General features: G+C 69.1%; 11 protein-coding genes. 5 read left to right on the top strand and 6 right to left on the bottom strand.

Annotated features, from left to right (window positions below; translation table 11 throughout):
• From GUY59_RS26980 to GUY59_RS26970, 3 genes are read right to left on the bottom strand one after another with little or no spacing between them, the layout of a single operon-like run.
• A complete protein-coding gene (locus GUY59_RS26980) occupies positions 1 to 1,011 on the bottom strand; it encodes a Gfo/Idh/MocA family protein (RefSeq protein ID WP_138202386.1) in 1,011 nt (336 codons plus the stop codon).
• Complete coding sequence (locus GUY59_RS50860) at positions 1,008 to 2,051, bottom strand: zinc-dependent alcohol dehydrogenase (RefSeq protein WP_138202385.1); 1,044 nt, start codon at positions 2,049 to 2,051, stop codon at positions 1,008 to 1,010. Before GUY59_RS50860 ends, GUY59_RS26980 begins: the two co-directional genes overlap by 4 nt.
• A gap of 6 nt (positions 2,052 to 2,057) precedes the next feature.
• Complete coding sequence (locus GUY59_RS26970) at positions 2,058 to 4,241, bottom strand: alpha-galactosidase (RefSeq protein WP_138202384.1); 2,184 nt, start codon at positions 4,239 to 4,241, stop codon at positions 2,058 to 2,060.
• A 119-nt stretch (positions 4,242 to 4,360) separates the two neighbouring features.
• Between GUY59_RS26970 and GUY59_RS26965 the strand changes: the two genes are divergently transcribed.
• From GUY59_RS26965 to GUY59_RS26945, 5 genes are all read left to right on the top strand, one after another.
• Positions 4,361 to 5,473, top strand: coding sequence for an ROK family transcriptional regulator (locus GUY59_RS26965; RefSeq protein WP_138202383.1), 1,113 nt, complete (start codon positions 4,361 to 4,363; stop codon positions 5,471 to 5,473).
• Between the two features lie 106 nt (positions 5,474 to 5,579).
• A complete protein-coding gene (locus GUY59_RS26960) occupies positions 5,580 to 6,845 on the top strand; it encodes an ABC transporter substrate-binding protein (protein ID WP_138202382.1) in 1,266 nt (421 codons plus the stop codon).
• A 149-nt stretch (positions 6,846 to 6,994) separates the two neighbouring features.
• Entirely contained in the window at positions 6,995 to 7,849 is an 855-nt protein-coding gene (locus GUY59_RS26955) for a carbohydrate ABC transporter permease (protein ID WP_138202381.1), read from the top strand.
• A complete protein-coding gene (locus GUY59_RS26950) occupies positions 7,846 to 8,697 on the top strand; it encodes a carbohydrate ABC transporter permease (protein WP_138202380.1) in 852 nt (283 codons plus the stop codon). The genes GUY59_RS26955 and GUY59_RS26950 overlap by 4 nt, the downstream gene beginning before the upstream one ends.
• Before the next feature lie 37 nt (positions 8,698 to 8,734).
• Complete coding sequence (locus GUY59_RS26945) at positions 8,735 to 10,039, top strand: ADP-ribosylglycohydrolase family protein (RefSeq protein WP_138202379.1); 1,305 nt, start codon at positions 8,735 to 8,737, stop codon at positions 10,037 to 10,039.
• 57 nt (positions 10,040 to 10,096) lie between these two features.
• Here GUY59_RS26945 and GUY59_RS26940 read toward each other — a convergent pair whose 3' ends face one another.
• From GUY59_RS26940 to GUY59_RS26930, 3 genes are read right to left on the bottom strand one after another with little or no spacing between them, the layout of a single operon-like run.
• Positions 10,097 to 10,744: a GOLPH3/VPS74 family protein gene (locus GUY59_RS26940; protein WP_201761378.1), complete on the bottom strand. Its 648-nt coding sequence runs from the start codon at positions 10,742 to 10,744 to the stop codon at positions 10,097 to 10,099.
• The gene (locus tag GUY59_RS26935; RefSeq protein ID WP_425465121.1) at positions 10,713 to 10,967 is read right to left on the bottom strand and encodes a hypothetical protein; all 255 of its coding nucleotides are present in this window, start codon (positions 10,965 to 10,967) and stop codon (positions 10,713 to 10,715) included. Before GUY59_RS26935 ends, GUY59_RS26940 begins: the two co-directional genes overlap by 32 nt.
• 5 nt (positions 10,968 to 10,972) lie before the next feature.
• Positions 10,973 to 11,923, bottom strand: coding sequence for an SPFH domain-containing protein (locus GUY59_RS26930; protein WP_138202378.1), 951 nt, complete (start codon positions 11,921 to 11,923; stop codon positions 10,973 to 10,975).
• Positions 11,924 to 12,031 lie beyond the last annotated feature (108 nt).

Raw genomic sequence — 12,031 nt, 5'->3', positions numbered from 1 at the left:
TCATTCGCCGGGGTAGCGGACCCCGATCTCCTCGCGTACGGCGTCCATGGTGGTCATCACCGCGACCGACTGCTCGTGGGTGGCCAGCGGGCTCTCCACCTTGCCCCCGGCGATCAGCCGCTCAGCCTCCGCGGCCTGGTACTGCATGCCTCTGCCGGTCACCGGCTCGTCGAACCGTTCCAGCTCCTGCCCCGCCACGTCCTTCACGGTGACCGCCGCGGGGAAGTACCAGACCGAGTCGATCTCGATCCGGCCCTCGGTCCCGAGCACCACGGCGGTGTTGGGGCCTCTGGTCTCCATGGAGGAGTACGTCGTCGAGACGGCATCGTTGCGATGACGCATGACCGTCGCCACACAGACATCGACGCCGGTGTCCCTCAGGGTGCCGCGCCCGGTGACCTCCACGGGATCGCCGAGGATGTCGTGGGCGAAGGACACCGGGTAGACGCCGACGTCCAGCAGGCAGCCGCCGGCGAGGCCGAGGTCGTTGAGCCGGTGCGCGGGGTCTGACGGGAGCCGCTGCGTGTGGTCCGCGTGCAGCGAACGGACGTCGCCCACGAGGCCGCGTTCGATCACCGACCTCACGTACGCCATATGAGGGAGGAAGCGCGTCCACATGGCCTCCATGACGAGGAGCCCCTTGCTGCGACCGCGCTCGAACACAGCGCGGGCCTCGGCGGCGTTGACGGTGAACGCCTTCTCGACCAGCACATGTTTGCCGTTCTCGAGGGCGGCCGTCGCGTTGGCGGCGTGGAAGTTGTGGGGGGTCGCCACGTAGACGATGTCGACGTCAGGGTCGGCCACGAGCTCGTCGTACGAACCGTGAGCGTGCTCGATGCCCCACTTCTCGGCGAAGGCACGCGCGTTGTCCGCCGACCGCGACCCGACCGCGGCGACGCGGTGGCCGTGCGTGACGAGGTCGCGGGTGAAGGCGTTGGCGATGCCCCCGGTCGCGAGGATGCCCCAGCCCACCTCGCCCTTGGACATGGGAGAAGGTCGTACGTCGGTCATGCGGTCTCTCTGTAGTCGAGGACGACCTGAAGGGCGTCCTGAGGCATTTTGTCCAGCATGTCGAAGGCGTCCGATGCGCTCTTGGCGGGGAAGACGTGGGTGACGAGGTCGTCCAGGGCGAGCTTGCCGTCATGAGCCAGTGACAGGACCGTGCGTGACATGCGCAGGTCGCTCCAGCGGTGCTGCAGGTGCGACGCCACCCCCGAGATCTGCGAGCAGACGATGGCGACCCGGTTGTGGTGGAACTCCTCACCCAGCTTCAGGGCCGTCGCCGGCCCCTGGAAGAACCCGCCGGCGACCACGCGGGAGTTGTAGCCGACGGTGCGGACGGCTTCCTGGAGCGCCTGGTACGCGCCGCTCATCTCGATCACGACGTCCGCTCCCCGGTTGTCGGTGGCGGCGCGAACCGCGGCGGCGACGCCGTCACTGGCCGGGTCCAGCGTCTCGTCGGCGCCGAGCCGCTCGGCGAGGGCGCGCCGCGCGGGGACCGGGTCGACGACCGTGACCCGCGCGCCGTTGAGGCGGGCCAGCTGGGCGACGATCTGGCCGGGTACGCCGGCTCCGAAAACGACAACCGACTCGCCGAGGTGGATGTCGGCGTCGAGGATCGCGTTGAAGGCGATCGCGCCGATCCGTCCGAAGACGCCCGTCATCGGCTCGACGCCGGGCAAAAGCCTCTGCCTGGCGTACTCGACCGGGCGCACGACCGTCGACCGGTGCCCCCACGAACCCCAGACGAGCTTGCCGACCAGGTCCTCGTCGCCCGTGGATCCGACCGCGGCCACCCGGCCGACCTCCTCGTAACCCCAGGCGTCGATCGGGTAGGACATGGTCGAGCTGCCCGGGACGAACAGCTTGCGGGCCGGGTCCCATTCACTGGCCAGGTAGGGGTTCGTGCCCCGGTAGGCCGTCAGCTCGGTGCCGGCGGAGATCCCGGAGTACGCCGTCTCCAGCAGGACCTCCCCGGGACCCGGCGACGGGTCCTCGACCTCGACCACGTCGACCGTGCCTGGCGAGGAGAAACGTACAAGGTGTCCCACGGGCTTTCAGCTCCTCTTCTGTGGGGGTTGATCGGCGACCAGGCGGAAGACGAGCGCCTGCTCGGGGTACAGCATGGGTCCCTGCAGCCCGACGGCCTCCAGCGCCCTGCCGGAGATGACGGGACGGTCGAGCCACCAGGAGGGCTTACCGCTGCGGGTGCGCACGAGGGCGCCGGCCGAGAGGGAGACAGGCTCGACGCGGTAGAACAGGTCAGGGTTCAGGGCCGGCAGTCTGATCCGGCCCGGCTGCGCGGCCGCGGACGTGTCGAGCGCCACGAAGGCGAAGAGTGCTCGCGTCCGGTCCTGGCTCACCACGCCATGGGCCCAGTAGGCGTCGTCGGGGTAGTCGCAGTGCACCGCGGTTCCGCTGTGCAGCAGCTCGCGCTCCTGCTTGTACAGCGCCACCCACTCGCCGAGCTCCGTCAACTCCTCGGGGGAGGCAGTGCGCAGGTCCCACTCGATGCCGAAGTGGCCGAACAGGGCCGTGGCCGCCCTGAAGGCCAGGGAGTGCGTGCGGTCGGTCGTGTGGGCGGTCGGTGCGCCGACGTGGCTGCCGACCATCTCGGCCGGCAGCACGAGGCCGGTCCACCGCTGGATCCTCTGCCGTTCCAGCGGGTCGATGCAGTCGCTCGCCCATACCCGGTCGGTGCGCTGGAGCACCTCGAGGTCGACCCGGCCTCCGCCGGAGGAGCACGACTCGATCTCGAGTTCGGGATGCCGGCGGCGCAGCTCGTCCATCAGGGCGTACGCCGCCGAGGTCTGTGCGTGCACCTTCGCCTCGCCGGTACGGCGGTCGCCGGCTTCGACCAGGTCGCGGTTGTGATCCCACTTGATGTAGTCGATCCGGTACTCCGCGATAAGCGCGCTGATCGACTCGAGCACGTGGTCGAAGGCCTCCGGAATGGCGAGATTGAGCACGTGCTGGTGGCGGCCCGTGAGGGGGAGGCGTCCGTCGCCCGGCGCGAGAATCCACTCGGGATGCGCGCGGGCGAGCTCCGAGTCGTCGTTGACCATCTCCGGCTCGAACCAGAGCCCGAACTGCATGCCCAGGCCACGGACGGCCTCGACCAGAGGGTGGAGGCCCTTCGGCCAGACGGCGGGATCGACCTGCCAGTCACCGAGCCCCTTTCTGTCGTCACGTCGGCCGAGGAACCAGCCGTCGTCGAGGACGAAACGTTCGGCCCCCACCTTGCTGCCAAGCGTCGCCAGCTCGATCAGGGTGTCCACATCGTGGTCGAAGTAGACCGCTTCCCAGGTGTTCAGGACGACGGGCCTCGGCGAGGCCGGGTGGGCGGGCCGCGCCCGGAGATGCTGGTGGAAGGCGGCGGAGACGGCATCGAGTCCGTTGCCGTGGACGGCGTACAGCCAGGGGGTCGTGTAGGTGTCCCCAGGCTCGAGGGGCATCTCTCCCGGAAGGAGGACCTCGCCGCCGCCGAGAAGGCGCAGCCCGTTGAGGCCGAGCTCCGCGAACGTGACGTGGTTGCCGCTCCAGGCGGTGTGAACGGCCCACACCTCACCACGCCGGAAGCCGAAGTCGCTCGTTCCCGCCACGAGCAGGAAGCTCGCGTCGGAGCCCGTGCGGCCGCGGCGGCCCTCGCGTACGTGTGTGCCGGCGTGGAAGGGATGCCGCTGAGGGGAGCGCTCTCGCAGGTGGCGCCCGGTGAAGTCGAGAATCTCCTGCGCCTCGGCGGGGACCGGCAGCGCCAGGCGCATGGCATCGACCGTGAAGGTCCCGCTCTCCGCGGTGTTGGTCACGGCCGCCCGCAGGCGCGCGACTCCTTCGGCGGAGAGCTCGACGGTCGTCGTCAGGGCGAGCTGCACGGTCTCGTCGACCGCCCGGCTCACGAGCACCTGACCCTGGTCCGGCCGGCCGGACAGCTCGTGCTCCGAGGCGAGGAACCGCGTGCTGAAGGCGGTCCCGTTCCGATGTCCCTCCAGGCCGGGGGTGCCCATCCAGCCGGCCGACTGCTCGGGCAGCACGGCGGGGTGCCGGTGTTGTCCGGGCAGTCCGTCCGCTCCGAACTGCGCCTCGCTCAGGGTGGCGAGGAAACGTTCGTGGGCGGGGTCGTCGTCCAGCCGCGCCCCCCAGTGCAGAACTCGCGGCACGCCCGAGCTGACGTCGACCACGAGGGACGTGGCCGCGGCGGTCAGCGTGTGAACCCGGACGGACCCGGCCGTCGACAAACTCATGTGCGCTCCAGTTATAATTTCACAGCGAAACTATAGCTGGACAGCATGCCATACGGATCGCCGGTGGACGACCCCCTGTTCCGGGGCGGTCGGACCAGGCTCTCGGATCAGGAGGATCAATGCGCCCCGACCTGCCCGCCTCGTCGAGAGCGATTGCCATCGACGTCCTCGTGCATGGTGCCCAATCCCGGGCCCAGCTCGCGAAGAAGACCGGTCTGTCGGCGCCGACGCTGACCCGCCTGGTGCGGCCGCTGCTCGATGCGGGTGTCCTGGTGGAGTCCGAGTCCGTGCGCACGACCGGCCGCGGGCGGTCGTCGGTCCTCCTCGATGTCGTCGCTGACGACCACCGGTACGTCGGCGTGAAGCTCACCAGGGAGTCGATCTACGCGGTGCTCACGAACCTCCGGGCCGAGGTGCTGGCCAGCGAGATGTTGCCCGAGCCGTCGCTGGACGTGCCGGACGTGGTGTCCTGCGTCGCCGGCGTCGTCTCCCGGATGGAGGACAGAGCCGGCCGGCCCGTGCGGGGCGTCGGCGTGACCGTGGGCGGCCGGGTGGACAAGGGGGAGACCGTGGCTGACTCGCCGTTCCTGGATTGGCACGAGGTGCCGTTCCGTACGTTGCTCGCCGAGCAGGTCGATGCCCCGCTGTTCCTGGCCAACGACGTGGTGGGCCTCACGATGGCGCAGCAGTGGTTCGGCTATGGGCGCACCTATCCGGACTTCGCCTTGCTGACGGTCGGCGCGGGTGTGGGGTACGGGCTCGTGATCAACCACGAACTCGTCCCGACCTTGGTCAGCCCGATCGGCCACCTGCCCGTCGACCCGCATGGGCCGCTGTGTCCCGCCGGCCATCGTGGCTGCATGACGGCCCTCGTGACCTCGGGGGCGATGGCCAACACCGTCTCCCTCGCGCACGGGCGGCTCACCACCTACGACGAGGTGCTCGAACTCGCCGAAGCCGGTGACCCGGCGGCGGCGCGCGTCGTCGCCGAGGCGGCGCACGCCGTCGGCCGCGCGACGGCGGCGATCACCTCGCTGACCGGAGTCGACCGCATCATCCTGTCCGGAGAAGGTGTGCGGCTTGTCGAGATCGCGCCTGACAGTCTGCGCGCCGGCCGCGTCGAATACGCGGACGAGCAGGTCAGCGTGCTGGATCCGGTGATCAGGCCGATGGACTTCCTGGAGTGGGCTCGGGGAGCGGCAGTGGTTGCGATCAAGGCGAGCTTTCCCTGAGGTTGGACACACCCCCTCTTGACTTCATAATTTCGCAGTGAAATTATGTCGGCCCGGATCGCGTCCCATGTGACATAACAGGGCACGTTCACCGAGAGGCTCACGCATGCACATCCCACCCCTGAAGATTCTGGCCGCCGCCGCGGCGTGCCTTCTGGCGGCCGCGTGCACCGGAGGGGTTTCCCCCTCTTCCGATGACAACGACTCCAAGTCGCTCAAATACCTCATCGAGGAGCCGGAGGACGCGGAAGCTCTGAAAGCTCTCAAGGAGGACATCGCTGGCTTCGAAAAGAAGTCGGGCATCGACGTGAAGGTCACCACGTTGCCCTTCGACAACATGCGCACGGTCCTGCAGACCCAGCTCCGTTCCGGTGAAGGACCCGACGTGTTCAGCTGGGGCTCAGGCCCGAGCTTCGGCGGGGCGCTCGTCAAGGCCGGCCTGGTGCAGGACCTGACCGCCGCCTACGACAAGTACGGCTGGAAGACCTTCGACTTCGCCAAGGAGCGAGTCACCTACGACGGGAAGGTCTACGGGATCCCGGGTGAGCTCGAGACCATCGGTCTCTTCTACAACAAGAAGATCTTCGCCGACCTCGGGCTCGCCCAGCCGCGGAACCTGGACGACCTCAAGAAGGCCGCGGAGAAGATCCGCGCGGCCGGCAAGGTGCCGATGGCCGTCGGCGACAAGGAAGCATGGGAGGGCGGACACCTCCTCAGCATGGCCCTTTCCAGCACGATCGGCGGCGACGGGATGGAGGCCCTGTTCAGCGGCAAGAAGTCCTGGGACTCCCCGGAGGTCACGGCGGCGCTGCAACTGTGGGCGGACTTCAACAAGGCGGGCTATCTTCCCAAGTCGCCCACCTCGGTGGACTACGACACCTCGACCGCGATGTTCTTCTCGGGTGAAGCCGCCATGATCCCGACCGGCAGCTGGTTGGTCGGCGAGATCGACGACCAGGCGAAATTCGAGGTCGGGTACATCCCCTTCCCCGCGCCCGATGGCCCCGGGATCTTCACCGGCGGCCTGGGCTCGGGGCCATGGATCTCGGCGACCGCGTCGAACAAGGAAGCCGCGGAGAAGTTCCTCAACTTCCTCCAGTCCGAGGAACACGGCCGCTGGACGGTCGAGAACCTGCACACGATCCCCCCGAGGCCCATGGACACCGCCGACATCGACGTCTCGCCCCTGCTGACCCAGGTGCTGAAGGACACCGCCAAGGTGGGCGCAGGCGGCGACTTCGGCCACAACATCGACGTGATGGTCTCCGACACTCTCAGCGAGGCGATGTACGACGGCGTGCAGGCGGTCCTCACCGGTCAGCAGAGCGCTGAGGAAGTCGCCGCGAGTCTCAAGGCAGCGGCAGAGCAGTGACCACAGGCGCTTCGACCAAGGCGACAGCTCCAGCACCGACCACGGCGCCGGAACGGGGGACGCCGGCCCGTCGCCGCCTGCCCTGGCGAACCATCAAGGCGGACACTCCCCGCGTCACCCGCAGGGCCCAGGCCCGGCTGGGTTTCTTCATGGTGGCTCCGCTGGTCGCCATGGTGGCAGTCTTCCTGCTGCTGCCCATGGCGAGTGCGATCTACTACGTCTTCGTCGACTTCAACGGTTTCGACCCCACCCCGCCATGGATCGGGTTGTCCAACTTCACCGAGCTGGCGCAGGACCCGGACGTATGGGCCGCGTTCAAGAACAACGTCATCTGGATCGTCATCGGCACGTCCTCTCCCATCGTGTTCGGGCTGGGCCTCGCCGTGCTGGTATGGAACGTCCGGCGAGCGAGCGTGCTCTACCGGATCGCGTTCTTCCTGCCGTTCGTGCTGCCACAGGTGGCCGTCGGTGTCGTCTGGGGCTGGATCTACGAACCCTCGCGAGGCTGGCTCAACCGCGTCCTCGAGACGGTGGGGCTGGGCTCACTCGCCAAGGGGTGGCTCGGCGACCCGGACACCGCGCTGTACGCCGTGCTCGGCACCGCGATCTGGGCCACCGTCGGCTTCGTCTTCATCATCTTCCTGTCGGCGCTGCGGAACGTCGACATCGACCTCGTCGACGCCGCCCGCCTTGACGGGGCGAACGGCTTCCAGCGGCTGCGCCACATCATTCTTCCGCAGATCATGCCGGTGTTCCTCATGGTCACCACCATCACGCTGCTGGGTGGTTTCAGCGTCTTCGACATCATCTTCGTCATGACCGGCGGCGGCCCGGCCGGTGCCACGGAGGTGCTCGGGACCTACGCCTACAGCAGCGCGTTCCAGCTCAACCGGATCTCCTACGGCACCACGCTCGCGCTGGTCATCACGGTGATATCCATCCCGTTCGCCGTCTGGATGAACCGGCTGCAACGCAAGCTCTCACTGCAAGGAATGGGCGCATGAGCCACCGGACCGCTGGATCCAGCACGCGCGGTCGCCTCCTGCTGACCGGCAAGCACCTTCTCCTGCTCGGCCTGTCCGCGCTGATGCTCTTCCCTCTGGTGCTGACGGTCTCCACGGCGCTGAAGACCGGCAACGACGTGAAGGTGAACCCCTTCGGCCTGTTCTCGTCGTTCTCCACCGAGAACGTCGAGAAGGCCTGGACGGTCGGGGACTTCGGCAGCTACGTGGTCAACAGCTTCCTGCTGTCGGTGCCGAGCACGCTCCTCGTCGTGGTGCTCTCGACGATGGCCGGGTACGCGTTCGCGCGACTGCCGTTCCCAGGGCGAAGCCTCCTGTTCTACCTGGTGGTCCTCGGCCTGCTCGTGCCGTTCTTCACCTACATGATCCCGCTGTACTTCCAGCTCCGCAGCATGGGACTGCTGGACAGCCTGCTCGGGGTCAACCTGGTGCTGGCCAGCACGGGCCTGTCATTCGGCACGTTCTTCATGCGCGCGTTCTTCTCCGACCTCCCCGTCGAGCTGGACCAGGCCGCCCGCATGGACGGTGCCTCAGAGTGGCAGATCTTCCTGAAGGTGATTCTGCCCCTGGTCAGTTCGGGGATCGGCGCACTCGCCGTGTTCACTTTCCTGCAGAACTGGAACAACTTCCTGGTGCCGCTGCTCTACATCCCCAGCGGTGCGTACCGGCCGCTGACGACGGGCCTGTACCTCTTCCTCGGGGGGCGCTCCATCGACATCGGGCCGCTGGCGGCGGGCACGCTGATCACCATCCTGCCCGTCGTGGTGCTCTTCGTGGCCATGCAGAAGCAGGTCACCCAGGGCTTCCTGTCCGGGGCCATCAAGGGCTGACCCGGCCTCTCCTCATTCCTTCGAGCTAGGACGCAACGTGCACGACGTACTCGACCCGCGCGACCTCGTGCCCGACGAGGCCGAGCAGCTTGCCCTCAGCGGATACCAGGTCGGTGGCCTGCGGGCCGCCGCCCGCGAAGCGGCGGCCGAGGGCGACCTCGCCGGGCTGGCCGAGGTGCGGACGCGGTTGGCGGAGCTCGAACGGGACCCCGGCTGGGACTTCGAGGAGCCGGAGAACGACCGCGTGCTGCTGGAGCACGCCGCCACGGTCTCGCCGGTGGAAGCCGAACGGGAGCTCCTGCCGGAGCGGATCCACGGTGCCTGGCTGGGACGCGCGGTGGGCAACACGCTCGGCAAGCCAGTGGAAGGCCTGACCCGCGCCGAGATCGCGGCCTACCTGCGCGCCGCGGGACAGTCGCCGCAGACCGGGTACCTCCCCCTGCTCGACCCGCTGCCCGAAGGAGTCGGCGCGTTGCATCCATCCGCGCAGGTCGCGACGGCCGGTCGCTTCGTCGACGTGCCCCGGGACGACGACATCGACTGGACGATTCTGGCCCTGCACGTCCTGGAGACCCACGGAGCCGGCTTCACCACCGAGCAGATCGCGGCCACGTGGTTGGACAGGGTGCCGTTCACCCAGACCTACACCGCCGAGCGGGCGGCGTACCGCAACCTGATCGGTGGTCTGCGCCCGCCCGCCACCGCGACCACCGACAACCCGTACCGGGAGTGGATCGGGGCGCTCATCCGAGGTGACGCCTTCGGCTACGTGTCGCCGGGCGATCCCGCGGGCGCGGCTCGCCTGGCGCTCGTGGACGCCCGGCTGAGCCACACGGCCAACGGCAAGTACGGCGAGATGTGGGCGGCCGCGCTCGTCGCCGCGGCGCTCGCCGCCGACAGCGTCCAGCAGGCTCTTCGTCACGCACTGTCTGTGGTGCCGCCCCGGTCCAGACTCCATTTCGCCCTCGCTCATGTGCTGTCGCTGCGCGAGCAGGGCGCCGGGCGAGTGAAGGCGCTCGACTGGGTGGACGAGGCACTGGGCGACTACCCGTGGGTGCACACGGTCAACAACGCGGCGCTCATTACGATCGGCCTGCTGTGGGGCGGGCACTTCATGGACGCGGTCGGTCTCACCATCTCGGGTGGCCGAGACACCGACTCCAATGCCGCGACGGTCGGCAGCGTCTACGGTGCCCTGCACGGGCGGGACGGCATCCCTCCGGAGCTGGTCGGAACCACGCATGTTCATGTCCGGAGCGCCGTACGCGACTTCGACCGCATCACTGTCGCCGAGTTGGCCGCCCGGACCGCGCGGCTCGCGGGCACCTTCGCGCCACCGTGAAAGCCGGATCGCCGGAGCCTGTCCCGAAGGCGAGCGAGCGATGAGGACGGTCCGCGCTCAGCCCTCGCCGGCCTGAGCGTCCTGCACGTTCTCGCGCAGCGCTGTGGCCACCGGTTCGACCGGCTCCGACAGCTGCTCGATCCGTCTCCTGCCGTGGTGGCGCTGCTCCCGCTCCGGCGGCATCATCTTCAGCCTGGCCGCCGCCGCGAGGGCCGCGAGGATCCGTACGTCCCGGTCGAGGCGGTTCGCGGGCCGGCCGCCGCTCGCCGCCCTGCTGACGCGCTCGGCGAGCCTGCGTGACAGGTACGGCTTGCGCGGCGTGATCCGCTCGACGGGGAACAGTAGCACCCGCCGCCGCTCTACCCGGATGAGCCGGGCGGCTGCCAGCTCGTCGCGCACGAGGCGGAAGGCGCCCGCGCGGTCCTTGCGGATCCACTGCCGCCACGACCGGGGCGGGGAGTTCGCGATCTGCTCCCAGACGGCCGCCTGCAGCGGGCCGGGATCGACAGGGGCGACGACCGCCCGCGCCCTGCCCGCGTCGTCCGTCAGGTTGCCGGCCACCAGCAGCTCGGCCAGCGCCGCCGCGCGCAGCAGGTAGCCGAGCTCGCCGCGGTCGGCCAGCCGCCCCTTGCGCAGGTCGAAGGCGAGCAGGAACGCCGCTTGGGGCAGGGACTCATCCCGCTTCACCCGCATCTCCGTCTTCATCCGCCTGTTCCTTGCCCTCCTGGTCGTCCTCCTGGGCCTTCCTCGGGCGTCCGCGGGGCCGCATCCGCCCCACGCCGTCGGGCAGGCGCCCGGCCTCCGACAGGGCCCTGCGCAGCACGAACTCGATCTGCGAGTTGGTGCTGCGCAGCTCGTCGGACGCCCACCTGGCCAGCGCGTCGTGGACCACGGGGTCGAGCCGCAGGAGGATCTTCTTTCGTTCCACGACGATTACTGGTAGAGCGTTCCGGTGTTCACGATCGGCTGTGTGTCGCGATCGCCGACCAGCACCACGAGCAGGTTGCTGACCATGGCGGCCTTGCGCTCCTCGTCGAGGTCGACCACGTCGTGCTCGGCGAGCTTGGCCAGCGCCGTCTCGACCATGCCGACCGCGCCTTCGACGATCCGCTGGCGGGCCGCGACCACCGCGCCGGCCTGCTGGCGCCGCAGCATCGCGTGGGCGATCTCGGGCGCGTAGGCCAGGTGGATGATGCGGGACTCGATGACCTTCACCCCGGCCGCGGCCACCCTGATCGAGATCTCCGCGGACAACTTCTCGTTGATCTCCTCGGCGTTGTCGCGCAGCGACAGCCGCGGCTCGCCGTGCGAGTCGTACGGGTAGCTGCCCGCGATGTGGCGCACCGCCGTCTCCGCCTGGATGGCGACGAACTCCACGAAGTCGTCCACCTCGAACACCGCCTGCGCCGTGTCCTCCACCTGCCAGACCACCACGGTCGCGATCTGGATGGGGCTGCCGTCGGCGTCGTTGACCTTCGTCACGTCCGTCTCGTGGTTGCGGATCCTCGTGGACACCGGCCGCCGCACGGTGATCGGGTTGACCCACTGCAGGCCGGGCGTACGCAGGGTGCCGACGTAGCGGCCGAGCAACTGCACGACCCTGGCCTCGCCGGGGGCCACCGCGGTGAGCCCGAAGAACAGCACGACGCCGGTGAGCATCACCAGGACGGACAGCACGAGCAGCCACACGCCGCCCTGCCCGGCCCCCGAGGCCAGCATGGCGATCGCGACGACGAGCAGCGCGGCCCCGGCGAGCGTGACCAGCGTGGCCACGCCGAGCATCATGAACCCGCCGGCCGCCCGCACCGGGCGCTCGTTCGTCCGTGGCGCCGGCATGTCGACGACCGCTCCTTCCACCGCGACCCCGCTTGATGTCTCGGTCATGGCCCGACTCCCTCTCCACCGATTTCACCTTGCTATCTAAGTGATATCACTTTTTCGGCAAAAAGGGGAGAGGGGTTCCCGGGCAACCGCCGGGGGTCAGCCGAAGAC

The sequence above is a fragment of the Nonomuraea sp. K271 genome (assembly GCF_009908215.1).
In the GTDB taxonomy this organism is placed as follows: domain Bacteria; phylum Actinomycetota; class Actinomycetes; order Streptosporangiales; family Streptosporangiaceae; genus Nonomuraea; species Nonomuraea longispora.
Note: the sequence above shows the minus strand (reverse complement) of the source record. Positions and strands in the feature narration are given on the sequence as shown.

What these genes read in the sequence shown, in the direction of transcription:
- GUY59_RS26980 (WP_138202386.1), bottom strand. Translation starts at nt 1,011, where the DNA reads ATGACCGACGTACGACCTTCTCCCATGTCCAAGGGCGAGGTGGGCTGG.
- GUY59_RS26970 (WP_138202384.1), bottom strand. Translation starts at nt 4,241, where the DNA reads ATGAGTTTGTCGACGGCCGGGTCCGTCCGGGTTCACACGCTGACCGCC.
- GUY59_RS26965 (WP_138202383.1), top strand. Translation starts at nt 4,361, where the DNA reads ATGCGCCCCGACCTGCCCGCCTCGTCGAGAGCGATTGCCATCGACGTC.
- GUY59_RS26960 (WP_138202382.1), top strand. Translation starts at nt 5,580, where the DNA reads ATGCACATCCCACCCCTGAAGATTCTGGCCGCCGCCGCGGCGTGCCTT.
- GUY59_RS26955 (WP_138202381.1), top strand. Translation starts at nt 6,995, where the DNA reads ATGGTGGCTCCGCTGGTCGCCATGGTGGCAGTCTTCCTGCTGCTGCCC.
- GUY59_RS26950 (WP_138202380.1), top strand. Translation starts at nt 7,846, where the DNA reads ATGAGCCACCGGACCGCTGGATCCAGCACGCGCGGTCGCCTCCTGCTG.
- GUY59_RS26940 (WP_201761378.1), bottom strand. Translation starts at nt 10,744, where the DNA reads ATGAAGACGGAGATGCGGGTGAAGCGGGATGAGTCCCTGCCCCAAGCG.
- GUY59_RS26930 (WP_138202378.1), bottom strand. Translation starts at nt 11,923, where the DNA reads ATGACCGAGACATCAAGCGGGGTCGCGGTGGAAGGAGCGGTCGTCGAC.